Annotated in this window: 18 protein-coding genes; all 18 read right to left on the reverse strand. The window is 47.5% G+C overall.

The window, feature by feature from the left end:
• Positions 1-29: 29 nt before the first annotated feature.
• The 18 genes from DRJ53_RS07860 to DRJ53_RS07945 all read right to left on the reverse strand — a co-directional run bounded on the left by DRJ53_RS07860 (position 30) and on the right by DRJ53_RS07945 (position 24,315).
• Positions 30-3,077 (reverse strand): T9SS type A sorting domain-containing protein, encoded by a 3,048-nt coding sequence (locus tag DRJ53_RS07860; RefSeq protein WP_114235069.1) that lies wholly within the window; start codon positions 3,075-3,077, stop codon positions 30-32.
• Between the two features lie 268 nt (positions 3,078-3,345).
• Positions 3,346-4,728, reverse strand: a complete 1,383-nt coding sequence (locus DRJ53_RS07865) for an undecaprenyl-phosphate glucose phosphotransferase (RefSeq protein ID WP_206609732.1) — start codon at positions 4,726-4,728, stop codon at positions 3,346-3,348.
• A gap of 140 nt (positions 4,729-4,868) precedes the next feature.
• Positions 4,869-5,924 carry a DUF354 domain-containing protein gene (locus tag DRJ53_RS07870; protein WP_114235071.1) on the reverse strand — a complete coding sequence of 352 codons (1,056 nt, stop codon included), beginning with the start codon at positions 5,922-5,924 and terminating at the stop codon, positions 4,869-4,871.
• Entirely contained in the window at positions 5,908-6,921 is a 1,014-nt protein-coding gene (locus DRJ53_RS07875; RefSeq protein ID WP_114235280.1) for a glycosyltransferase family 4 protein, read from the reverse strand. The genes DRJ53_RS07870 and DRJ53_RS07875 overlap by 17 nt, the downstream gene beginning before the upstream one ends.
• A 5-nt stretch (positions 6,922-6,926) precedes the next feature.
• Positions 6,927-8,090 (reverse strand): glycosyltransferase family 4 protein, encoded by a 1,164-nt coding sequence (locus DRJ53_RS07880; RefSeq protein WP_114235281.1) that lies wholly within the window; start codon positions 8,088-8,090, stop codon positions 6,927-6,929.
• A gap of 79 nt (positions 8,091-8,169) precedes the next feature.
• Positions 8,170-9,333, reverse strand: a complete 1,164-nt coding sequence (locus DRJ53_RS07885; protein WP_114235072.1) for a hypothetical protein — start codon at positions 9,331-9,333, stop codon at positions 8,170-8,172.
• 38 nt (positions 9,334-9,371) lie between these two features.
• Positions 9,372-10,484 carry a glycosyltransferase family 4 protein gene (locus DRJ53_RS07890; RefSeq protein WP_114235073.1) on the reverse strand — a complete coding sequence of 371 codons (1,113 nt, stop codon included), beginning with the start codon at positions 10,482-10,484 and terminating at the stop codon, positions 9,372-9,374.
• Positions 10,485-10,581: 97 nt separating this feature from the next.
• Entirely contained in the window at positions 10,582-11,361 is a 780-nt protein-coding gene (locus DRJ53_RS07895; RefSeq protein ID WP_114235074.1) for a hypothetical protein, read from the reverse strand.
• Positions 11,362-11,377: 16 nt separating this feature from the next.
• Positions 11,378-12,673 carry a hypothetical protein gene (locus DRJ53_RS07900; RefSeq protein ID WP_114235075.1) on the reverse strand — a complete coding sequence of 432 codons (1,296 nt, stop codon included), beginning with the start codon at positions 12,671-12,673 and terminating at the stop codon, positions 11,378-11,380.
• A 39-nt stretch (positions 12,674-12,712) separates the two neighbouring features.
• Entirely contained in the window at positions 12,713-13,255 is a 543-nt protein-coding gene (locus DRJ53_RS07905; RefSeq protein WP_123893432.1) for a hypothetical protein, read from the reverse strand.
• A 189-nt stretch (positions 13,256-13,444) separates the two neighbouring features.
• Positions 13,445-14,590: a glycosyltransferase gene (locus DRJ53_RS07910; protein ID WP_114235077.1), complete on the reverse strand. Its 1,146-nt coding sequence runs from the start codon at positions 14,588-14,590 to the stop codon at positions 13,445-13,447.
• A gap of 10 nt (positions 14,591-14,600) precedes the next feature.
• Positions 14,601-16,181, reverse strand: coding sequence for a lipopolysaccharide biosynthesis protein (locus tag DRJ53_RS07915; RefSeq protein WP_114235078.1), 1,581 nt, complete (start codon positions 16,179-16,181; stop codon positions 14,601-14,603).
• A gap of 40 nt (positions 16,182-16,221) precedes the next feature.
• Positions 16,222-17,823 (reverse strand): nucleoside/nucleotide kinase family protein, encoded by a 1,602-nt coding sequence (locus DRJ53_RS07920; protein ID WP_123893434.1) that lies wholly within the window; start codon positions 17,821-17,823, stop codon positions 16,222-16,224.
• Positions 17,824-17,875: 52 nt separating this feature from the next.
• Complete coding sequence (locus tag DRJ53_RS07925; RefSeq protein ID WP_114235080.1) at positions 17,876-18,970, reverse strand: NAD-dependent epimerase; 1,095 nt, start codon at positions 18,968-18,970, stop codon at positions 17,876-17,878.
• A gap of 66 nt (positions 18,971-19,036) precedes the next feature.
• A complete protein-coding gene (gene nusG / locus DRJ53_RS07930; protein WP_114235081.1) occupies positions 19,037-19,546 on the reverse strand; it encodes a transcription termination/antitermination protein NusG in 510 nt (169 codons plus the stop codon).
• Positions 19,547-19,677: 131 nt separating this feature from the next.
• Entirely contained in the window at positions 19,678-22,017 is a 2,340-nt protein-coding gene (locus DRJ53_RS07935; protein ID WP_114235082.1) for a GumC family protein, read from the reverse strand.
• 6 nt (positions 22,018-22,023) lie between these two features.
• The gene (locus DRJ53_RS07940; RefSeq protein ID WP_206609733.1) at positions 22,024-22,806 is read right to left on the reverse strand and encodes a polysaccharide biosynthesis/export family protein; all 783 of its coding nucleotides are present in this window, start codon (positions 22,804-22,806) and stop codon (positions 22,024-22,026) included.
• A 249-nt stretch (positions 22,807-23,055) separates the two neighbouring features.
• Positions 23,056-24,315 (reverse strand): hypothetical protein, encoded by a 1,260-nt coding sequence (locus DRJ53_RS07945; RefSeq protein WP_114235083.1) that lies wholly within the window; start codon positions 24,313-24,315, stop codon positions 23,056-23,058.
• Between the last annotated feature and the right edge of the window lie 388 nt (positions 24,316-24,703).

The raw sequence follows: 24,703 nt of genomic DNA on the forward strand, positions 1-24,703 counted from the left end.
TTACAATAAATGCAGGTCTGTACTGGCACTTATTCTTTTACCAGCTTCAATATCTTCATTTGTGATCCATATTTGATCGTTAACAGATAAAAACCAGGGGTGAGGCGCGAACCATCAATGCGTATCCGGTATTCAGTATTCGCATTGGCCTTGCCGTTGCCAAGATGTTGCAACTGCCTTCCCCACGAGTCGCCCAGCCAGACACTGTACTCCTCATTGCTGGCCAATTTAAAGCTAAAGGATGTTTGATTATTGAATGGGTTGGGGAACACCTGTGCGCTAATGCCTTCAGTCATTGGCTTTGCCTGCACTTCTAAATTTACGCTTTCCGATGCGCTGATGGAGCTTTGACCTTTTGGCTTTCTTTTCGGCGGATTTACAGTAGTGCTTCCGGAAATACCCTGTGATCCAAATTCGTATATCTGCCCGGAAGTATAGCCGCCGGAAATGGCATTCCCCTCGGCATCAACAATATTGGTCCCGGCTGATTTCAGGTCAAGCCTGATCGTGCCAGTGCCGCTTATATTGATGACCGTTATTGTAAAACCTGAACATGCACCACGCAATTGGCCGATTGTTCCCGAAACATCACCGGTCTTGGTTATTTGAAAATCGGTGATGTCGACGCCATTGACCGGCTCTGAGAAATTGATTGCGAAGGTAACCCCTGTGGCAGTAGTGTTTTGTTCAAGGGGCGACAGACGCACTATGCCGCTCACTACAGGCGCTGTTACATCAGCAGGCGACACATTGTAGGTTTCCCCACCAGTGAAGCCGCCATTGAGCCCGTTGCCTGCACCATCGATAATGCCCGTGCCGCTTGCCTTCACGTTAAGTGCAAGGCTGCCGCTGCCCGATATGCTGCCCACCGTTACTATGTAGCTGCTGCCGCTACCGGAAACTGATTGGATGCTGCCTTGTGCTGTGCCACCGGTGCTTAAGGTAAAATCAGTTGCATCCACGCCACTCACACCTTCGGAGAAGGTAACGCCAAAGCTTACTGTTGTGGCAGAAGTGTTTTGTTCAATAGGTGACTGACGCACAATGCCACTCACCACAGGAGGTGTAACATCAGCAGCCACAATTGTATAACTCTGACCAGAGTTGAACCCGCCGCTAATCGCATTGCCTGCTCCGTCGGTAATGCCGGTGCCTGAAGCTTTCAAGTCAAGGCGGAGTGTGCCCGAGCCCGAAATGTTGTTTACCGTAACAGCATAAGAAGTACCTGAGCCCGATACGTTTGCAATACTACCTTGTACGGTGCCACCGGTAGTAAGGCTGAAGTCCGAAACATCTACGCCTGTAACCGCTTCGGAGAATGTAACACCAAAGATTACAGAATTGGCGTTCGTAGTTTCTTCAGCCGGTGTTTGGCGGTTGATGCCGATAACTGTTGGCGCCGTTACATCAGCAGGCGACACGTTGTAGGTTTCCCCACCATTGAAGCCGCCACTAAGCCCATTGCCTGCACCATCGGTAATGCCTGTGCCGCTTGACTTCACGTTAAGGCCAAGGCTGCCGCTGCCCGATATGCTGCCCACCGTTACCACGTAGCTGCTGCCACTGCCCGACACTGATTGGATGCTGCCTTGTGCCGTACCACCGGTGCTCAAGGTAAAATCAGTAGCATCAACACCACTCACCGCTTCGGAGAAGGTCACGCCAAAGCTTACCGTGGTGGCAGAAGTGTTTTGTTCAAGCGGCGACTGACGCACAATACCGCTCACCACAGGAGGAGTTACATCTGTCGGCGCACCATCGCTGGCCATCACACCAATGATTTGTCGTGGGGCAGCCTGTTTAGTGGCAACCACTACAACTTCATCAGTGTAGGTTTGGTGAGTGCTGGATGCAAAATTTACGTCGTCGGCAACAGAACCCATCAACGTTGCTGCGTTACTAAACGAAATGTTCGCTGTTGCACTTTCGCGGTATAGAATCTCCCCACCGTTTGTTTGGCTGGAGTATACAACCTTCAATTTTCCTAATGCTTCATTCAGCAACACGATTGCCTGGGTTCCATCGCCAATGGTGATCGGGTAAAGATTGTCCCATACACCATTTGGCCTGCGTACCAGCATAATCAATTGCGGCAATGAGCCCGAGTTATAGCTTGTTTTAGCAGCCACATATAATGTTCCATCGCTGGCCACTGTAGCGTTCATGTGGTCGTCCGCCATTTTTTTGTTACCCGGAATGGCATTTTGCGAAGCTGGTAATTCATCTGCCGTCCAGGACGAAGCACTGGTGCCATCCACATGGGTACGAAACCCAAACAGCCCGGTATTTTGATTAGACCAAAAGACACCAACCCTACCGGGCAGTTTAGTGATCAAACTGATGTCATCGCTGTTGATGCCAGAAGCTACATTGATGCCGGAACTCCAGGAAGTGTAGGGAGCATCGCTCCAATACACCAATATATCATTCACCGCATCTGCTGCCACCCACATTCTTCCGGTACCATCGACCGTGATTGTTGCTGATTCGACGCCGGAAGGCAGGCTGAGGCTTGTAGGTGTGGCCCTTCGGTTCCACGCTTTGTATGTCCCTAAGTTCGCGTCATATTCCAGTGTTGCGATCTGGTTGGTTCCTGAGCCCTTAAACATGAGGATATGAACCAGGTTTCCATCCACCCAGCAATCGGTGCGGGAACCAGAACTGGCAATGGTCATTACTTGCGTCCACGAAGTACCATCGAGGCGAAATAGCCGGGTACCGCCCACCGAAGGCGGCAGGGCGGCCCACCATTTTCCCGCATGAAACCATGTTTTTGCCTGAGGCTTGTGCTGGGTATCAGTGCTGCCAATTGGTATGGGCGAAAGAGGCGTAATTGTACTGAATAAGGTGCCATTGGTACCTGTGACACCAAAGATAAATGGTGTAAAACCACCCGGCACGCCTACCCCATCAACGATTAGCGGCATTGTTGGATCGAGATGCTCATCGGCAGGGGATAGGAACGAATAGTTATCAAGATAATTAGCTGACAGGTTCGTTTTGGGCAATACATCTTGTCCCACTGCTGCTGTGTAAAAACACAGGAGCATTACAAATTTGGCTACAACTTTTTTCATATTTAAACAGGTGGTTTTTGCCGGGTGCTGTGCAACAAGAATTCATACAACCCAGCCTGGTGATTAATTGGAAAAAACTTTGCTTTTCCAAACAGAGATTAACAACTGCTATTTTAAAATAGCGTGGATCATAAACGTGTTAGTCTTGCGAGCTTATATTGCGGGGATCCATACTTACACTTCCTACACCTGGTGCAATTAGTCTTGAAATAAGCTGTAAAAACAAGTCCGATCAAACAATTCGATGTTGGCCGAAGAATGGCAAAAACTAAAATGCGCTTTTATGTGCTTTCTTACTAAACACAGTCAATAGCACAATCTTGATATCCAGCCAAATCGACCAATTCTCGAGATACCATAAGTCGTGTAGTGTACGCTGGCGTTTTTGTTCGTCGGTGTCAGTTGGCCCGCGCCATCCATTTACCTGTGCCCAGCCGGTGATGCCCGGTTTTACATAATGGCGAATCATGTAGCGGCCCACACACTCCTGCAATTGCTTATCAAGGAAACGGCGATGCGGCCTCGGCCCTACGACGCTCATGTTGCCCAACAGCACATTGATAAATTGCGGCAATTCGTCGATGCTGTATTTGCGCATGAACCGTCCAATCTTTGTAACACGGGGATCGTTTTTGGATGTTGACAGCGACCCGGCTCCGTCTGATTCGATGCGCATGCTCCGAAACTTATAAACCAGTATTGGCTTTCCGGATTTACCAATGCGGATGGGACGATAAAAGATAGGGCCCGGCGAATCCAATTTTATCAGTACACCAAGCACAAGGAAAATTGGAGCTAAGAATACAAGTGCAAAAATAGAAAAGACCTTATCGAACACGAGTTTCACAAGCGAATGAATAGACCCATCGATCGGGTATTTGCGTGCATCAACGGCACTGATGGCGCCATACCTGGTGATCTGGTAATTGCGGCCAAACAGTTCATCGTAATCGGGAATGTATTTTACACGGATGCCGTAATAATCGGCCGCATCCATGATGTTGCGGATTTTGCGCAGCGGCTTGCCTGGCAACGCAATTACGATTTCATCAACCGGATGCTCTTCCAGGTACTGCTTGATATCGCGCAGGTTGCTCACAACATTTTCACGGCCCACCAGGCATTCTTCATTTTGCAAGCAGTTTACATATCCCAGAATCCTGTACCCCGACACCTTACGACCATATAACTGCCGCTCAACTTTTTTGGCCATATGGCCCGTTCCGGCTACCAAGGTGGTGCGCACATGCGTTTTTGAATAACTGATCCAAGAAACGGCCTGTAACAACAACAGGTTGAATAAAAAGCCCGCCAACGGCACACCTACCGCAAAAAGGATCAAGCGCTTTTTACTCAGCCCCTGCTCCGGCAAAAACAAATAACACAACAGCAACAGCAATACATAACCTGCGTAGTGCCGCACATGCCTGGCTACCATTTGTCCGAATGCCTCACTGGTAACGGTGCGGTACAATTTGCTCCAGTAAACAATTACAAGCCAGGTAACCATTCCGCCAAATACAATAAGCCATTCAAGCTTCGAGAACCTGCCGGGCCCGAAAATATATACCAGCATTAAAAAACCCAGCGCCTGGGTTAGCATCGCTGTATGAAAAGGTTGAAGCGTGGGTTTTGGTTTTAAACTAAACATAAGCGATAATTTTCTTTGACCAGTAATAAATAATCCTGTTAGTGATAAATGGTTAAGGGTAGGAATTATTAATTGGTACGGATTATATCGCGAACGATAAGGGTGGTTTTTACATATAAGGAATGATTTGGTTAATAGTGTCAGGCGGTCAACGCTGCCTTTTGATCATATTTCATTACTTCGTGCACCATGAACTCGGTAGTATCAACACATTCTTCCACAATGCGGTCGCGAATACCACGGTAATGTTCCCGCATACCCGGCGTACTCAATATGGTTACCGCTTTTTCAATTGCCCGTTGCTGGTCGGATGCGGATTCTTTGAAGTTGAACACAATGCCATACCGGCGTTCTTCTTCATCTGTATATCCACGGCCATCGTTGTCAATAAAAATTGCCGGCACCCCAAGTACCGCAGCTTCGGAAGCCATTGTAGCACTTTCACCAAAAAGCAGTTGGGCGTAATAGAGGGCATCATGAATGCGGTGCACGGGAAGCTGCATCCGGTACGGTTCGAGGTCGTCGGGCAATGGGCCTTCGGCAGTGATAAAAACCTTTGCATGGGCCGACATTTCACGGATTGCTTTGCGCTTGTTTGCCAGCGACATGCCCTGGTGCCCAAAATCGTGTGCTGCAGCCCACGATACAAAGCGTACAATAACGTAAGGCGTTCCGGCTGATATGCCGAGCAAATCGAATACCGATGGATCGGGCTGAAAATAGCGCGGATGCAAGTAAGCCAATTCCATAAAACCATTGAACCGCACCTGCTTGGCGCCAAGGTCCATTCGGTAACATGCCGGCGTAAAAACTTTGGATGCAAAAGGAACCGTCAACCGGTGGTGCAAGCTGGCATGCTCGGTATCGCTAAACACCAGCGACACTTTACCCCGCAGCCGTGCAACCTGCGATGGGTAAGGATGCAAAAAGTTAAGGAACAGGTCGGCCTTTACCGACCGCGAAATGCGCAACAATTTGTAATCGGCATAAAGCAGGTATAAAAATTTACCGATTCTCCCGTTACTGCCTTTACCCCTGCCGATATAAGTGAAGCCGTATAAATCCAACAGGCGGTGCTCCATTTCTTTGTTGCGGGCTATAAAATAAATGCGGTGCCCCTTTTCCGTCATGATCCGCGAAAAATTGCGGAAGTAATGCACATGAGCCGGGTGGTTGATATCAATGACTATGTTCATGGCTATGGGTTAAATTAGTTTCGGTTTGGTGTTGTATCACTGTAGGTTGGGATTGAGGTTTTTTAGCGGCTACCTTGTTATAAATCGATGCGATGCGCTCCGCAATCATGTTTGCATCGTAGCGGTCCACAACAGGCTGCCTGCAGGTAATGCGCTCCTTGCTTTGCATCAGTGCTCGCAGGCATTGCACATAAGCCGATATGTTTTTGGGTAAAATATAGCAATGATCCACGCCTGCGCAGATGTCGCCTACTTCCCCAACATTGTTTGCTACAACCGGCAGCCCGTTTACAATTGCTTCTTTTATCACCTGCGGACTACCCTCAGAATGACTGCACATCAGTAATGCATCTGCAGCCTGCATCATACGGTTTAACTGGTCGCGGTTAAAACCCTTCATTTCCACAAAAGCTATTGGTGACCGTGCCTGTTGTCGCAATGTTGCAACCACTTCATTTGCAAACGCCGGATCTTTCACAGGCCGGTCGAAACTGGAAGCAAACAAAACCACAAATGTGGCAGCGCTCCATCCCATTTCGTTACGCGTTTCATCTCGGTAGATCAAGGGCACATTGGTTTGTACGCCGCAGGGAATGATTGAATAATTTTTCTTCACATACTGGCGCATTTGTGGCCACACCAATATGTTGTGTGCAGCAAAACGGCTGGCAAGAACCGATACGGACCGCTCTTTTGGCTTATTTAAATCACTACCATGAAAAGTAATGACAATAGGAATGCGCCGCCTGGCAAGAAAACGGGCTGCAATAGCCGTAAATGCCCAAAGACCGTAATGCACATGCACCAGTTGAATGGCGTGGTTGCGCAGCATTTGCCGTAATGCAACAATCGCCTGCCAATATCCTGCAACGCCACCTTTGGAAATCAGGAAATGTTGAACGGCAATACCGCAATGATCGGTTATAGCTGATGCCTGTTCGGCAACAAACGGATTGATGCCGCTGCCAGCTTTTCTACTTACAAACAATACTTCCATATCCATTAGCTTATCGTAGAAACAGGTTGTGCCTTTGTCAATACTTCTTCTGTACCCAGAACACTATTATAAATCCGATGGAATGCACGCCCCATCTGGGGAAGCGTGAAAGTTGACTGAATCATCCGGTAACCTTCAGCACCCATCCGGCTGCACAGTTCCGGGTCATCGATTAGTTGGAGCAACAGGTCCGCTACTTCATCGTCGGTTTGTGTGGTGATGAGATAACCGTTTTTACCATGATGCACCACTTCCCGCGTGCCGCCCGAATCATTGGCCACCACAGGTTTACCAAGGCTCATGTATTCAATAATCGCGTTGGAAATACCTTCGCCATGCGTATCAGCCGAAAACAACACCCCGATGGTACAGGCGTTGACAAGTGCCTCTACATGATTGGATCGACCGGGAAAAAGTATCTGTATTGGATTGCTATTCTTACTACGTACACGGTCAAACACATCACAACCTGTTGCACTGGCCCCAACGCCGATAAATGTTACTTGCGGCCGAAGACGCACAACTTTTTCAGCAATACGTAAAAAGCGATCATAGTCTTTATTTTCAGAAAAACTGGCTGCCATCACCACTGCCACAGGTGTTTCAATGCCATACGTGGCAAGCACCTGTTCTTTGTCGGGCAGGTGTTGAAACCGCTCGGGGTTTACACCATTATAGACTACGGTACATTTATTTGCCGGTGGCCTGTACGCCTGAATGCCTGCATGAGAATTTGCGACAATCAATCGGGAACAAATAAAATTGAGCCGGTCGATCCAGTAATGAAACGACAACCTATTGATGCGTGGAGGTGCGGCTGTAATTTGTCCATTAATCAACGCGATGTTTTGACCAATTACCGCAGGCAGCGCATACAAGGTTTGCATCCGGCCCCAGGTATGTATCAGGTGTGGTTTGAATTTGCGGCAGATCCGGTAAAAGCGGAGCGGCATTGATAATGCGCCACTGCTTTTTCTGTCGATGACCTCGTATGGAATGTTCAGTTGCTTGAAGTACGTGTAGTGTATAACGTCTTTTGTCATTACAAGCGTTAGCTGGAACTGGCTGTGCGCTTTCAAATAGCTAAGCAGTTCAATCAACCGGCGTTCCTTTCCGCCCGTTGCCAGCGACCCAATAAAAAACAGTAAGCGTTTTGGTTCCGTATTCATGTTGGTGAATAGTATGGTAATGTCTGTTGATGTACCCAAGCTCAGTTGGCGTCCGTCACACGCAAAGCAATCAGTTTACTTATACCTCTGCAGCTGTAAAAGCAGGCACAGGCACATGTCCGCCAATGGGCATCCCGGTTGTGATTTCAAGGAAACGAACAACCCTATCTTCAAGCTGCAAAAGAGACTGGTGGTAAGCTTGCCGTGCTGCCTGGATCATAGGCAGGTACTCCTCAAGATTTGTGGTAACATGGGCAACTACATCATTGAGTTGTTCCCCATCCCAATCTACAGGCTGATAGGTGATGCCCGATTGGTAAATATCCGGCCAGGTTTCAAGATGGATCATATCAGGCTTGATCAACAGTGCGCCGGCTGCAACAGCTTCAAAATCGCGAAAGCAAACTTCGCCCCAACCAAAAGGACTGAGTACCGCGCCGACCTGTTGAATTTCCTGTTGGTACACATCAGGTAGAACTTTGCCTGCCAGCAATAGCTTGTTTCCCGTTGTTCCTTCTAGCATCAACCGGCGCTGATAACCCACTGTATTTGGAAACGACCGGTATCCAAACCGTGCCTGTACCACGCGTTGCTTGTTTGCAATTGCAACAGGAGCAGCGGTACTGTGCAACAGGCTTCGATATGCACGATCAAAGGATGGCTTTAATATTTTGACCCAACCCATCCGGGTTGCCAGCCTTGCCATACGAACCAGGTTTTTTGCAGGCACTGGATAAACGCCGTAGCCTAGATTCCACGACAAGCGCAGTTTGCTTAGCAAAGCCGGATCGGTGGGGGGGGTACGCCATTTTTCTTTCTCGTCTGTGATGCCATATTGCCGGTGGTAATAATCGGTGAAGGGTTGCCTGCCATAGGAAGGCTCCAGGTATGCTTTTTGGTCGCGCAATAATTTGCCTTTGAAATAAATGTCAACCAGGTCCATGTATTCATAGTGCAGGCTGTCGCTTCCAGCGCCATCATCAAGCATCACTACCCGGTCAAAACGCTTCCTAAAATCCTGCACATAAGCCCGCTTTTTCTCATCATTCTGGGCAAAGGCATCGTTGCCTTTAAATGCCCGAACCAGCACCACGCTGTGGCCGGTGATTTTTTGTGCTTGTCGCGAATTGATGGGCACAAAGCGCAGCAAATTAACATACCTGGAAACGATCAGCGGGAAAAGTGTGTACAGGGCCTCAATCTTAGAGTCGGAATGGACGATATAAATAGGTTCGGTATGCATCGGGAAATTTTGTTCTTAAATATGGTTTCGGTAAAAGTTCAATTGGCTTGCAGCAATGCCAGCAGCCGCTCTGCCTGAATTTTGTAATCGTGAAAATTTTGCACGTAGTGCTGCACCCGCACCGACATTTCCGACAGTTGTTCCGCCGCTAACGCCTCGTACTGCTGAATTAAATCAGCTGCATCCTTGTAGATAATACCCAGGTTAAACTCGCTTATAATGCCATCCGGATTAACACGATCAGTAGTTAGTATGGGCGTACCAACCGACATAGCTTCTAAAAACGTATTGCTGAACCCTTCGTAATGCGATGTGTTGAGCAAAAACTTTGCGTGTGCTAAAAACGGTAACACTTCTTCACGGGAAAGAAAGCCTACGAATTGCACATTTGGCAATTGCCGCAACCGTTCCAAATAATCAATGGTATCCTGGTCGCATTTCGATTCTTCCTTCCCGGCAACGCGGAATGGTGTATCGGGCAGCAACGATGCTATTTCGTAAAGCAGCTTTAGGTTTTTTTGATATTGGTAAAGCCCGAGCCACGCAATGTAAGTGCGTTCACAAACGGACGGAATAGTTGGCTGCTGACGTAAAAAAAACGGATTGGATATTTTATTTACTTTTTTGCCCGGGAAGCGCTGCTTAATGATATTGTACTGGTAAGCATTCTGGCAAAGAATGCAATAAGCCATGCGCATACCCAGCGATTGGAAAAAGCGATGGGCACGTGAATGAGCCCTAAAAAAGCGTTCATCGATCAAAAAATCATTGGAGATGCGCAACACGTAGCGGATACCCAACATACGGCAAACAGCACCCACTACAAATGACTGCCAGGAAGGAATGCCCTGGTACAGGTAGTCGGGCCGCGAGTTACGGATTTTACCATAAATAAAAGGCAAACGGTAATACACCCAGCGCAGCCAGCGGACTCCCTTTTTATTATCGTATAACGGCAATAGCGTGAGGGTGGAGCATTCATCCTTGAGCACCTCGCTACCATCAAGGCGGGTGAGCACTTCCACATCCTGCCCTTGTTCGCTGAGGCCCTTTATCCAGCCAAAAGCCTGCACAGCGGCACCACCCGAAGGCCGCTCATTGCGTACCATGATGTTGATGATCTTGTCGTCGTAAAATAGAAACTTAGCCATCGCAGTGCAAACTCATTAAGGGTGATCAATGAAAACGTAGCTTCTATATCTTTTGAAGATTGTAAGTCAATTGCGCATCAGGCTGCGGGGCAAAACTTTAAGTTGCCACTACTTGCCCCACTTCAGTGGTAACGGCCGCCTGCTCCTTATATAATTGTTGTAAAAACCGTTCAGCTATTCGCACATTTTCCACTACCGGGAGGGTCGCATCGAGCTGGTAAACAGGCACGCCCTGCTGCTGCATGTAGGTGGCAATTTGATCAAGCAGGTGCTGCCATTGATTGATGTCCAACAGCAACTCATCGTCCGATTTTCCTTTGTGCTGTGCAATTGTTTTTCTTCTGGAGCGCAGCCGTTTGAGGATCAAATCGGTGTTGGTTGTATTTAAATAAAAAATTGCCTGCGGCTTGGGTACCCACCCGAGGTATGCATCCAGTACGCCTTCCGCATCATCTGCTACGCCACCCAACAAAAAAGATTTTTGCAACAAGCCCTCATGGATCAGGCACAGGCGTCCTTTGCTTTCCTCGTTGATTGCCTGGTACCTGCAAAAATCCTGGAACAGGAAATATGCAGCCCGAAAACGCAGATCGGGCACAGTAGCATTATCCGAAATCAATTGCCAGCAATGGTCGGCAAGCGCTTGGTGCTTTTTACTAAAGCGCAATCCAAAATCAACCGGCAAACTGCGCTTCAGAAGCTTGCCCGAAAACCGGTGCAACTGCATCCGCACATAATCCATTATGCCCCCACTGCTCTGCATTTGCCAGGCCACCGCTTCCAGATATATCCACTTTGCTCCGGGGCGCCACCTGGCACAAAGCGCCTCATATACCGAGGTTTTGCCAACCCCCGGAGGGCCGATGATTTCTACCATATGAAACAAGTTTTAATTATTCGCTTCCGAGTATTCCAGTCAAGTTGATTTCGTTCTGTCGCGGCAGCGGCGTCGCTGGCACAACATGTTCATACGCCAATTTCCTTCCTGCCTGTGGCAAAGCCAGCACCAGGTACAATAGCGTCATGGCTGCGCCTTCTGTAAACCTGCCGGTAAGGGTGTACACCACGAACAACACAAAACAGAAAAACACAATCAGTTTATCCAGTCCAGTAACTGATGCCCGAAGGGCTTGCGCAAAAGCGGCAAAAGCCATGAGCAGGTATAGCGCCAGGCCAATAATACCGGCCGAATGAACAATGCTTGGAATGTCGGCATGGAGGGTACGTTCACCAAAAACACCGCGGCCATAGTTGCCGGCGCTGTTCAGCGGTTCGTAGCCCACCCAGGGACTGTAAGCTTCGTATTCAAACAGGTCTTTGTAAATCAGTTCGTATTCAAAAAGCCGCTTTTCTTCCGACACTGCTCGTTCATCGAGGTTGCGGACTTCATAGCGGGTTTGGAATTCGTCTTTGAAATCGGTTGCCGAATAAATGCCGTAACCCAGCAACAGCGCCAGGCCACCAAAAATGACCAATTGCCTGGCCTGCTTTTGTGCAAAAAATGCGATCAGTGCAACGACACTACCCAACACGCTCAACAACATCACCGACCGCCGCAGGCTGAGCAAGACCAGGGTAAGGCTGATCATCAACAAGCCAGATAATAAAACGGTATGCTTTCCTTCAATCAACCGAAGCGACACCACGAACACTGCCAATGCCAAAACATTGAATCCCGCTCCATACATATTTCCATACAGCACACCACTGGTAATGCCATACATGGGGTTGGGTGCATAGCGATAGGCAGTGCAAAACAGGACATTTACTATAAATAATCCAAGTATAAGCGTGGCGCAATGCGACAACTCGCGGAATACCACGCCTTCTTCTTCGGTCTGGTACACTTCGGTGATCAGCGGCACGGAAAAGAACAGCCAAAGCACCGAGAACACCTGTGCACGAATGGCAACGAGATCGGTAACCCGGAGCAGCAAAAGCAAAAAATAAAAAAACAATAGCACAGCAAACAGGTTGTTGCGGAAGAACATTCCGGAACGGGCAGCGGATGCCAGCAGCAGCAGGGTAATGGTGCTGTAGTAAACCGATGCGGATAGCGTTGGCTCGATCAGGTTATTTGCAAAAAACAACAAGGGCAGGTATATCACCGCCATTTTTGCCTTATTAACCAATAGGTAAATAGCAAACAAATAACTCGACAACTCAACCAATACAAAAAACAGGTTCATATGCTCTTGTTTTCAGGTCAGCGCTAATGTTTGTAAAACTCAGGCAGCCGCTAATTCATGCTGTTCAATCATGGCCCGCAATTTTGCCGTGTTCACATTCCGTTTGATCTGAAAAACGGCCAGGTCTTTGGCAGATGCCACCTCATCCAAAAACTCCAGCACTACGTGATAGTGCTGCCGGCGCCAGAAATCGTGAATCACAACTTTAGTGTCAGTCCACTCATACCGCAGCAACTTAAATACAGTGTACAGGCAACAGGCAACACGGTATCGTCCATCAATAAAAACAGCGTCCACCTTGCAAAGCGATGGATCAATTCGATCCCAAACCGAAGCATAGTAATTGGCTGACGATTGTTGTTCACCATTTGCCATTGGCCGTCCCCATTCATTGGTGTTGCCAAGGTTTGCAAAAAAGAAAAAGAACTTATTGTTTAGGGACTCTTTTACCAGGCTAATTGTATTCATGTATTTATAAAATGCTTCGTTCGACTCGACCGAAAAAACCGTTTTCCCTTTACTGAGCATGTAAATGGTGGAGCCGCCAGATCCATACTCAAGCACCGTTTTAGACGCTGCCATTGTTTTTTTAAACAATCGAAATTCAACGCGCCGCATGTGCGGCAAAAAGAATAGTACCGGAAACTTTTGCTTGAGTTTCCAACGCCAGTCTTTGCGTTTTAAAATGGTGCATGCTTTGAAAACAATTTTCGTAAAAATGGTCGGTGTCATCGCTAAGGGTTAAGGTTGAGATAGGTTGTTTGTAAGGTCCTAGGGTACTGTCTTGAATTGCATGGAGGTTAGTCCAAATCGCTGTTGCACAAGCTGTGAGAACTTCTGGTAAAACGCATCGCCGGAGAGGTGCTGTTGCACATACCGGATCGAACGCAACTGCATTTCGGCCAGCGTATGGCGATTGGCTAAAAAATGCTCCAGGGCGGTTACCAAATCTGCCACAGAATCGGACCGAACTACAAACCCGTTTTCCCCGTTGCGAATATTGAAACGGGCCCCACAAGTGTCCGTGCATATTGCCGGCAGTCCATATCCAAGCGCCTCTGTTACCGACACGCCATACTGCTCATCCCGGGCGGGAAGTACAAATATGTCATGCGACAGGTACAAGTCTTTCATTTGGGCATACGGAACATTGCGTTCGAGTTTTACCATACCCTGCAAACCCAGCCTGCTCACCACATCTTCCAGTTCCGCATACTTTTTCATTTGGGTTTCCCGCATACACTCCCCAACAATGGTGAGTTGGAATTGGTATTGCTGGCTTAAAATTTTGGCGGCTTGTATGAGCAGCAAATGATTTTTTCGCTTCTGATGGTATTTTCCCACCATCAATATTCTTGGAAACCCGCTGTTCGCATTGTGCATGCCGTCTTCCGGCTGCACAGGCACCGGCAGCGGCACATAGTACATATGCCGCATGCGGGCATTTGCCGATTGGGCTGCATCAACAATTGGTGTCATCCAGGCAGCGCCGAAAAAGCGGAGTGCCATTTTCCTTTTTAGCTTTGTCTTTGCGGTTAGCTTTCGCCGCAAATGTTCCTGTGTATAAAAAACGATCTTGGTTCGGGTAAATAGCGCACAGATTGCAGCAAGCACAGAGAATAATTTGAACGGATCCCTGATGATGGCAATCTCGGGTTTTAATTGCCGAAAGGCTTTCCAATAACCGATCGGGTTTGGGAAATAGTTGGGATGGTTGACGCCGCCCTGCCCCACTAACCGCTCGAGCAATAGCGAAGCTTTGGCTTGCGGATAACGTACCGGCTGCACCAGGCTGTGGTCTTCGGTAAATCCTAAGCTGGCCACATGAAAAGAAACCTGGTGTTCCTTCTCCATCAGGGTTTTTACCGCCTGGTACTGGTTGGTATGAAAACGAGGAGCTACAAACAAAATCCGCATATCCGTATAATTATTTGTGCCTGAGTTTGAGAAATTTTACCGACATGATTACCGAAACAAGATTTGCCTGCCGGTGCCGCCGCAACCCGACCAGGAAAAAAACCGCCAATGAACCTACAAATGCAATGGGTACCCATAATGCCATACCCAGCCAACCTTGCTGTGCCACAAACTGCGAAGCATAACAGGCAGCTCCCAACATGCAGCCTGCTGCAAGCATCGGTTGCAACCGGTGCGACATAGGCACCATTTGCTGCTTCACCTTTTGGTGGAGCACTTGGCGCTGGCCTACAAAGAGCAAAAATTTACCAGCCAACAAACTGATGCACAACCCGGCGATGCCGAACCTGGATGCTAGGAACCAGCCAATACCCAAGAACAGGATCGCTGCTACTGTTGTGAGCATTACTTTGCGGCGGAGGTCAAGGGAAGCTGTGATGAGGAACCCGTCGTGCTTGATAAAAATGTCTTGGATTACCATCAATAAAATGAGGGCATTGGCTACCGGCCCGGGATAGAAACCATCCCCTACCCATGCACTGATGAATGATTGGTTGAACAAGAGAATGACCACACCTGACGCAGCAGACATCACGTAAATAAAATCGTTGGTTGTTTCCCTGACCCGGTTGATGCGTTCAAATTCACCGAGCCCTAACAACTTTCCTACGCCAGGCATCATGCCCAACACCATTTTAAGCATCAGCCCCTGCACGGCAAGCGGCAAAAAAGAGGCAAGCGCATAAGAAGAAACCAGCAATGGGCTTGCAACCAACCCCAACAACACTTTATCGGTATTGGATAGCAGCATATCGGTGGTAGAATTGGCCATATTCCAGCCACTCAAACGAGAAAAGGCAATTACATTTTTGAAATTTGTTTTGCCCAAACCAAACCAGGGCACATGTTTTTTTACCGTATTGTAAAACACGAAGCCAGTAACCAGTGTGATAAAAATTTGGACAACAGAAAGCCCGATCAATCCATAACCTTGTGAGAGCACTAAAACCTTTAATGATCCACCAAGGATCACGATAGAAGCCTTAAAACCCATACGCTTGAATCCAAGGTTCATTCCGCGCAGTACGGCATCAAAAAGATCGAAGATCCTTGAAAGCACCATCGAGCAAATCAGCAGCGAACTGGTGATCCGGATCAGGCTGTAATACTCAGGGGCCGCTTTTGTAATAATGGGTGCATACCAGCTCAACACGGAGCCGGCTAACAACACCAATGGCAAAATAAGGAGGGTTACATAAAATGCACTGGCAAGATCGGTACGCAATTCATCTTCACCTACCACGTCTTTCTTTTTAGCTACCGTCCATTTCAGTGCCTGCGTAGCACGGGTATCGGCCAGGCCGGCATAGCCAGTCATTTGGCCTAACATTTTCCAAACACCATACATGGCGCCACCCAAACCATTTACGATGTACGGGCTTACAATAAGGCCTGTAATCTGTACCCCCGCAAAATCAATGATGCTGGAAACCGAGTTGAGATAAGCCCGTTGTTTGAGGTTTTCGGCAGCAGGCTTTTTCGGAGGCTTTATTTTAATAGCAGTTGTTGTGGTATCAGTTCCGGTTAACATAAAATCCTTTTTTCTTAACTACAACTCATTCGATCAAACACTATTTCCATTCGTTCCAAAGCTGGCCTTTTACTTCGGCCAGCACCTCATGCAGCGGCTTTGCTGCGTCGATTGTAACTACCACTGAAGGTGCTGCAAAATGCAGTGCTTTGATGCCGTCAACTTTTTGGGTTAAAATGGGCAATGCGGCGGTTCCGGGCTTACGCTGGCGCAACAATACCGGGTCGGCCACCAGTTTTATTACAAGGTCAGGAGGCTGAGCCACCGCCTTTTTGTGCACACGGTTTTCTAAATATGCAATGGCCCTCAATACTGGATTTTTAGCGCTGCGCAAATGCTGAAGTGCTGGACCGTCGTTATAACCATGTTGTATATTTTGTGGAAACCGGTCGCAAATAACCAGCATACCTTGCTTACGGGCCTTTGCAACAATCGCCAGTTTACGATTACGTTCGTTTGCAACAATAAGCGCTTCAATACAACGGTATATTAACTGCGACAACTTCACCGGTTTTTGCACCGTTGAAGCGGCGGGCACCGGTGCATTTTCACCAACGGTCTTTTTTTCTTTGCCAGTTCGATACTTCTTTTTCGAGGCTGCCAGTAGTTGGCGTGATAATGAAAGGCCTCCTGCTCTACCCTTGCCCATGTAAACGGTACAGATGTCTATCTTCTTCTTAAACGTTCCCTGCAGGTCTGCAATTACGGTCGATTTACCTGAGCCATCGGCACCAATCAACGCGATTACCAAACCTCCGTTAGGATGTGTACGTTTCGCGGGTTTGGGCTGGCCCATTGCCCCCATCCATTTCCGGCGCCAAACGGCAACCATTTCGCGATACCATCGGAGCATGTTGCCTTCAAGTGGGCTAAATAATTTATGCGGCAACAAAGCCTTTCGAACATGGCTGCGTAAAGCAATGATATTGGCCCGGCTCAGGGGCAGTTCTGCAATGCGGAAAATGGAAGGCTGTTGCAATTGAAAACACTCAATAGCGGCGGAAACATCGCCCGGCGTGCAGCGTTGTTTCAACCACTTATACTCGCGGAAGATATTTGCAGGGTACTCAGGCTTTTTCCCCAAACGAAAACGCAACACATCCCTATGGGTAGTTTTCAAAGCCAGCCGGATATATAAAAGTACCAGCTCATGTGCGGGGGCTATCCGGTATAAATCAAAAGCTGCATCATAAACCCTGGCAGCAAGTATCTGGTAAACAAAAGGAAGTTGATACCCTTTCAAAAACGCTTCGCCCAAAGTGAGGGCAAAATGTGCATGCACGTGAATGATCTTTCCAGATGGCAGGTCAAGGCCAATAAAATCGGCGATGCCTGGGTAGGCACGCCAGCCTGGCGCTACAAATTTTTTAAAACCCAGTTGCTGCAACAAGCCGGCAACCTCATTTTGCTGTAATGGGTCAAAAAGAATGTCCATATCCGTTTCGCCCTTCATGGATGCATCCAAATGCTCGCTGCTTTTCCAATGGCAATACCGGATATCGGCGGCATGCAATGCGTTGAGCAGGTGCCCAATCAGTTCTAGTTTATCATGGAACGGCGCAGTAACACGTACCGTATTAGGCGGCACCACTGCTTCCACTGCCGATCCTATTTCATTTGACGGTTGTTCTATTGTGTGCATATACTCAAAGCCGTTTAGGTTGCCTGCTGCTTTCCATTCCTTTTTGAAGCTGCTATACTGCTGCCAGCGATGGTAATGCTGCAGCAAGCGGGTCTTGCATGCGCCTGTATTCTTTATACCACGCTGCAAACTGACCCAAGCCTTCTGCGATCCTGGTTACCGGCGCTATACCACATTCGGTTTCTAGCCGCTCAACATCGGCCCAGGTAGCCACCACATCGCCTTGCTGCATGGGCTTAAACTCCATAACAGCTTTTTTACCGAGTTGTATTTCCAATTCAGCAATAAACTGCAAGAGTTCTACGGGTTCATTGTTGCCAATGTTAAATACCCGGTAAGGCGCAACAGACGAAGACGGATCAGGCCTTTGCGGGTTCCAATTGACGGCAGCAGTTGCCGGACGTTTAACCAGCACCGCAATGGCTGCTACCACGTCATCCACATAGGTAAAGTCGCGTTTCATTTGCCCGTTGTTGAATACCTGGATGGGTCGACCTTCGGCAATGGCATCGGCGAAAAGGAAATACGCCATGTCGGGGCGGCCCCAAGGGCCATAAACCGTGAAAAAGCGCAGCCCGGTAGTTGGCAGGCCATACAATTGGCTGTATGCATGCGCCATCAGTTCGTTCGACTTTTTGGTTGCGGCATATAGTGAAACGGGATGATTGGTTCCGTGAGCCTCCGAAAACGGAACTGCCTGATTTAGTCCGTATACACTGGAAGAACTGGCATATATCAGGTGCCCTATTTTAAACTTGCGACAGGCTTCCAGGATATTGAAGAACCCTGTGAGGTTCGAGCGGATATATGCGTCGGGGTGACTGATCGAGTAGCGAACACCGGCCTGGGCGGCAAGGTTAATGCACACATCTATGTTGTGCCGGGCAAAAAGGTCAAAAAGCCCTTCCTTGTCTTCGAGGTCTAGGCGTACAAAAAGATAATTTTTGTACGAATCACTCTGCGCTTCCTTGCCCCATGATAATGTACTTGCATCAATACCGCTAGCCGATAGCCTGCCATATTTTAATTGCACATCGTAGTAATCGTTGATATTGTCTAACCCAATAACGCAGTGGCCTTGGTTGAGGAGCGCCTTTGTCAAATGAAAACCTATAAAACCGGCGCTTCCGGTAATGAGTACAGTCATTCAAAAAGATTAAGCAGTGTAAAGAAATGGGACGGACGCCCTTATTAAGGCTAGGTGGCTATCGGATTATACAGCACGTTTCACAAGCCGGAGGTTTTCTTTGCCAACCTCCACGTACATCATGTAACCCAGTGTAGGCAGCATCACTTTTACGGTGCTGCGCTTTTCTGCTACAATTACACCTTCATGGCTTTGCAATGGGCCACTAATGATATGTACCAGGTCATTCCGACGTACCTCTGCTCGTTTTACCTGTACATTGATGTATTCATTCAGCATATCGCGAATGGCTTCTATTTCGGCATCCTGCACCAACGCTGGCTTACCCATGTTTGTAACAAAATGGATGACGCCACTGGTGCTTAAAACAGGAACCAGTTCTTTGTCGCAAACCCGAACAAAGACATAATTGCGGAACAAGGGCTCTTCCACCAGCTTTACTCGATCACTCCACCGATGCTCCACCCGGTTTATAGGGCAGTATGCATGTATGCCGTTTTTCAACAGTGTTTCTGCTATTTTCTTTTCCCACCTCGACCTGGTGTAAACTGCGTACCAACGCTTTTCTTTTTTCATGCTTTCAGAGGTTTTCGGTTTTTTTGGCGCAAGGCTTCGCCTATCTCAGCCCCATTTTGCTGGCTGAATTAAATTTTAGTCCTTATTAGCTGATTGGTAAATGCCGTACTAATTAATTGTCCGATCCAGCACTAAGCTTTGCGTGCCATTTCTTTTCCCATATAAGTACGATCGGCGTACACGTTGCGAGTACCATACCCGTATCCATATCCATAACGGTTGCGTAGAAATCCTCTTGCCGTAATCGAGTTGAATACAATCATCGGCTGTTTCAACGCATTAATCTTGTTGTTTTCTTCCAACATATCGAGCATGGTCTTAGGCGTATAACCGTGGCGAACTACAAACAAAGTTGTTTCGCAATGCTCGGTAAGTACATATGCATCTGTAAGCGGATCAACTGGAGCACAATCGACAATGACATATTCAAATTTTTCTTTTAGCTCGGCAAACAATTGGCCCAACCTGCCGTTGAGAAACAACTCGGTAGGATTGATTTTACCATCGCCAGCAGGCATAATTGAAAGATTTGGAATGCTGCCCACCGGGTAGACCGCTTCATCAAAGGACATTTTTTCCGATTCAAGCAAATCGGCTACACCAGGCTTTTCCATCAAATTATACTGCTTGGAAATCATCGGGCTGCGCAAGTCCATATCTACCAGTACCACACGCCGGCCAGATAACGCAATGCTGGTAGCCAGATTGGAACTGACAAAGCTTTTGCCTTCGCCAGAAATGCTTGAAGTGATCAGCAGGTGTTTGCGGCGGCTCGGCCGGCTGTGCAGCGTTAACGCGGCCCTTAGTTGCCTGAATTGCTCCGCGAGATAAAGCGGGCTATTGGTGCTTATAATCTGGCTTTCTTTTCGTTTCATCCGTACGATCTCGGCAATAACCGGAATACCTGTGCGCTGTTCGATATCGGCACGGAACAGGACTTTGCTTGACAACACCTCACGCAGGTAAACAAGACCGATGGTCAGCAATAAAGCTAAAGCAGCACCCACACCAAAAGCAAAGGTTCTGTTGGGACTTACCGGTGCATTGGAAGCATAAGCATGCTCGATCGTACGGCTTTCCGCTACAACAGCCGCGTGGGTTAGTGCGATCTCTTCACGCCGTTGCAACAGAAATGAATACACGTCATTTTTGATCGACTGTTGCCGGCTGATATCAAGCAGGTTGCGTTCGTTCTTTGGAATAGACTGCAACATGGCATTGTACATACCGGTGCGGCTGGTTAAGTTATACATGCCGGCTCGCATCGACTCGCGGGTGTTTTGGATATTCTCCAGCACCCGTGGCCTCAGGTTCTCGATTTCATTTTCCAAAGAAAGCATGGAGGGGTGTCCAACCGGAACTGTTTTTTTCAGCCGCTCATATTGTATCTGTGCGTCAAAGAGTTTTTGCAGCAAGGACGATAACAGTGGATCACGTACCGAGTTGAGCGAAGGAACAACACCGAGCTGGTTGTCTTTGGCCCGAACGAAGCGCTCCATTTCAGAAAGCATCGACATCTGCATTTCAAGTTCGGTTAAACGCTTATCATTTTCGCCTACAGACTGCAGGTAAAGCCGCCCTTGCTCACTGATGTTCACTACGCCTTTTTGTGTTCGGAAAGCTTGTAATGATCCTTCTATAGAATCCAGTTCACGAACCACGTAACGAACCCGTTCGTCTACAAAAGCGAGTGTATTAGTCGCCATCCTGTTTTTTTCAGCAATGGTTTCCTGGCGGTACTCATTGATCAGTGCATTAAGGATGTCTTTTCCCCGCTCAGGCACAGCATCCCGCAGGTTCAGATTCAATACCGTCGAAAGCTTGCTTGCAGCAGTTATTGACAACTCACCGGAAATGCGGTGTACCGTTTTTTGAACAGGCTCCAGTGTAAAGAACAGTGCATTGCTGGTGGCCTGGGCGTAATTCGGGTTGGGAACAAAACGAAGGCTGCCAAAAGGAGTGGAAACCCATTCATTGGTCGGATAACGTTTGCCGGCTAACAGCACCGATTGATCCTTTTTGTTGTAGCTGAATTCCGCCTCATCCACTTCTTCTACAATCTGCTCAGGATCTTTTGCCTGCACCATCAATGGCGAACTATTATATGCCGGCGCCGACCGTAGCATGCCTTTTTCAAACACTTCCGCATACAGGTGTAGGCTATCCACTACTTTGTGCAGCAGGTCTTTTGAACGCATGACCTCGATCTCGTTTTCGACAATCTTGCTGGGCCCATACACATGAAGTGCTTCAAGCACACGGGTATCGTCGGCACCTTTCGATTCATCTTTTACCAGCACATTTGCGGACACCAGGTACACCGGCGTCTTCATTTTCAAAAATGTGTAGGCGCCTCCGAGGCCGGCCAATAGCATGACAACAAAAAGCGGCCAGTACGGCAGGTACCGAAAGAGAATCGTACTTACCAGGTTTTGTTCACGCGGGTCTTTAGCGGTTTTTTTGATTTCCATCGCAATTTAGTTACTGGTTATTCGGTCTACAATGATGACAACAAAAGACATGGCACTCAGTACGGCAGGCAGCCATTGCCGGCCAGAGCTGGAGTTGGCTACCCGTGCACGGTTTGGTGCAACATAAACGACGTCGTTCGATTTGAGGAAATAATACGGCGATGTAAACAACTCGTCGTCGTTCAGATTGAGGCGGTGTGCTACCCGCTCACCATTTTCCTTTTCCTGTATGATCAATACATTGTCGCGCCGCGCAAACGGAGTGAGATCACCGGCCATTCCAAATGCTTCGAGCAGCGATATTTTTTCGCCTGGAACATTGATCACCGAAGGATTATTTACCTCGCCAAGCACGGTTACCTTATAGTTGAGGTATCGTATGTTCACGATCGGATCATAGAGCAACTTTTTTTCGCGTAAGCCCTGCTCTAGTTTTTGTTTCAATTGCTTTTTATTAAGGCCCGCTGCCTTCACTACGCCCAAAATAGGAAACTCGATATTGCCTTCCTGGTCCACCAAAAAGCCTGAGGTTTGTGAAATGGTGCCCGATATAGCATTACCAATATTGTTGGATGTAGTGTAAAGATTGAACGGTTGTGTAGCGTCGGCATTGATGCTACTCACCGAAATATTTAAAATGTCGTTCTTCTGAATCACCGGCTCCAGGCTTTGGATTTGGTATGCTATGGTGGTGTCGGCAACATTGTTGAAGTTGGTGAACTTACGGGTGTTAACGCAGGAACAGAGCAGCAGCAACAGGATACTACAAAGAGGCATTACGGTACGCATATACATCATCTCGATTTTTAGAAAATAAACTGCCGGCCACCACCACGTTTAGGGTGCACACACAGCACGATAAATTTGGCTTAGAGGATATTTAAGTTTTCAAAAACAGGCTTGAAGATTACTTGCCCAGGGTAGCGAACACTTAATAATTTGGTAACGAGCAATGTTACTTTGTCAGTTAGCTTTAAACCTAAATTTGCCGATCAGTAAGGCATATGTCCCGACAAGTTAGCTTTGGTTGTTAACTACTTAAAAGTAGCCGACAGCCTCGATATTATCCTGCCCATTTTTGCCCACAACTTGTGCTACATCTATTTCACTTTGAATCCTTGCAACTTCGGGCAACCCTTTTACTAATTGTACAAATCCGGTTTGTGAAACTAAATAAGCCAGCTGCCGCTCCAGCGTTGCAGAACAATGGAACTGTAGCTTTTGAATGAGGTATAAAATTGAATGAAGCCGCCGCGACATGAAAGAAAGATTCTTTACATCGATGGTTTCCAAAATATCTTTTGAACGCTGCGTTTTACCAAGGTTGGCCATAGCAACAGCTTGGAACAGGTATATTGATTCCAACATACGCAGATCAACATGAGGCGGTATATGGTTGTTGCGTTTTTTAATGGCTTCATTGATATAAAAATTTGCTTCTTCGAATTGTCCGATTAGTACCAACGTTTCTGCAATCACATATTCAAAACAAGGAAAACTCTGCTGTACATCACAGCGGCGGCGGAATTCGTTGTAGAACTCCCTTGTTTGCTCCATTACCCTATAAACGTCGCATCCTAAAATGTCGGATTGAAAAAGCTGCGCTGCGAAGTACCGGCCGTAATTGAACATGTTGTTCAACTGGTGGGGATGATAAACAGCAACCGCTGCAGCATGAAATCCTACACCCGCCGCATTCCCAGTCAACCAATCTCGCAAACAAAGCAGTGCATGCCCATGTACCTGGCCATCAGCAGTTTTATTTTCAAGCAGGTAGTATCGAAGCCCATCGCCAAAATAACTGTTCAGTTTATCAATGTTTACAAATTGTTCGTAGTAAAAGAGCTGTCCATTGCGGGTTTTAGCGATTTGTGATTGAAACGGATCGATCACATGGGGCCATTGTTGCAGATTTTTAAGCACTTCCCGAATGAGGTTGCAATAGGTAAGATCATCCAGCCCTTTTACATCAACATCACGAAACAACATTGTTAGAAAATTGAGCAATGCCGATGCATGTTGGTCACTGGTATGGTTAAGGCTTTGCTTCCTGTCAGTAAACTCAGAAAACGTATTGAACCCACAATACTTAGAAAGCAGATCAAGTGTAAAAAGAGATGGGCTGTATTTACTTTCCATCAGGTTGAAAAACCTGCGTAATGTGTTTAAACTAAGTTGGTTGTTGGTTTTACGAAAAATGTCATTGCTTAGTTCGGTACAGTCGGATGCCGTCAGGATTTTTCGCCCAAGCACGGTTTCGACCTCATCTTTCAGCGTGTTAAGGTTTTGGTGGGTCATGTTGCAGTCGTTTATACAGCCTGTTGGTGATCAATGCGTCTAAACGGTGCGGATTAACCGATAGTTTTCAAACGTGCAGATAGGTATTTTAGACCAAAACCATTTCGGCGTTGGCTTACAAATCTTTGTTGACAATCCCCGTACTGGCTTAGGTTCCGAGCATATGACTTCGTGTTGCAAAAGACTGATCAGATGCAAGTATCGAATGCTGGCCTACTTTCAGTATGCAGATGTATCGTTAGATAAATGCTTATAGCAAGAACAAAATATAAATGCGGCTTTTCGTGGAATGGAGGTTTAAGAGGGTTTCGGTTAGGATTGGTTGTTATTTACCGCGTCAATTCGTTTTCACAATAGCAATATTAATAAATTATTATATTGAAGCAAG

Origin of the sequence: Paracnuella aquatica, from assembly GCF_003332885.2 — a bacterium.
Lineage (GTDB): Bacteria > Bacteroidota > Bacteroidia > Chitinophagales > Chitinophagaceae > Flavisolibacter > Flavisolibacter aquaticus.

Bases quoted from the DNA above. Each gene is read 5' to 3' on its own strand.
- DRJ53_RS07860 (WP_114235069.1), bottom strand. From the start codon at position 3,077: ATGAAAAAAGTTGTAGCCAAATTTGTAATGCTCCTGTGTTTTTACACA.
- DRJ53_RS07865 (WP_206609732.1), bottom strand. From the start codon at position 4,728: ATGTTTAGTTTAAAACCAAAACCCACGCTTCAACCTTTTCATACAGCG.
- DRJ53_RS07870 (WP_114235071.1), bottom strand. From the start codon at position 5,924: ATGAACATAGTCATTGATATCAACCACCCGGCTCATGTGCATTACTTC.
- DRJ53_RS07875 (WP_114235280.1), bottom strand. From the start codon at position 6,921: ATGGAAGTATTGTTTGTAAGTAGAAAAGCTGGCAGCGGCATCAATCCG.
- DRJ53_RS07880 (WP_114235281.1), bottom strand. From the start codon at position 8,090: ATGAATACGGAACCAAAACGCTTACTGTTTTTTATTGGGTCGCTGGCA.
- DRJ53_RS07885 (WP_114235072.1), bottom strand. From the start codon at position 9,333: ATGCATACCGAACCTATTTATATCGTCCATTCCGACTCTAAGATTGAG.
- DRJ53_RS07890 (WP_114235073.1), bottom strand. From the start codon at position 10,484: ATGGCTAAGTTTCTATTTTACGACGACAAGATCATCAACATCATGGTA.
- DRJ53_RS07895 (WP_114235074.1), bottom strand. From the start codon at position 11,361: ATGGTAGAAATCATCGGCCCTCCGGGGGTTGGCAAAACCTCGGTATAT.
- DRJ53_RS07900 (WP_114235075.1), bottom strand. From the start codon at position 12,673: ATGAACCTGTTTTTTGTATTGGTTGAGTTGTCGAGTTATTTGTTTGCT.
- DRJ53_RS07905 (WP_123893432.1), bottom strand. From the start codon at position 13,255: ATGGCAGCGTCTAAAACGGTGCTTGAGTATGGATCTGGCGGCTCCACC.
- DRJ53_RS07910 (WP_114235077.1), bottom strand. From the start codon at position 14,590: ATGCGGATTTTGTTTGTAGCTCCTCGTTTTCATACCAACCAGTACCAG.
- DRJ53_RS07915 (WP_114235078.1), bottom strand. From the start codon at position 16,181: ATGTTAACCGGAACTGATACCACAACAACTGCTATTAAAATAAAGCCT.
- DRJ53_RS07920 (WP_123893434.1), bottom strand. From the start codon at position 17,823: ATGCACACAATAGAACAACCGTCAAATGAAATAGGATCGGCAGTGGAA.
- DRJ53_RS07925 (WP_114235080.1), bottom strand. From the start codon at position 18,970: ATGACTGTACTCATTACCGGAAGCGCCGGTTTTATAGGTTTTCATTTG.
- nusG (WP_114235081.1), bottom strand. From the start codon at position 19,546: ATGAAAAAAGAAAAGCGTTGGTACGCAGTTTACACCAGGTCGAGGTGG.
- DRJ53_RS07935 (WP_114235082.1), bottom strand. From the start codon at position 22,017: ATGGAAATCAAAAAAACCGCTAAAGACCCGCGTGAACAAAACCTGGTA.
- DRJ53_RS07940 (WP_206609733.1), bottom strand. From the start codon at position 22,806: ATGCGTACCGTAATGCCTCTTTGTAGTATCCTGTTGCTGCTGCTCTGT.
- DRJ53_RS07945 (WP_114235083.1), bottom strand. From the start codon at position 24,315: ATGACCCACCAAAACCTTAACACGCTGAAAGATGAGGTCGAAACCGTG.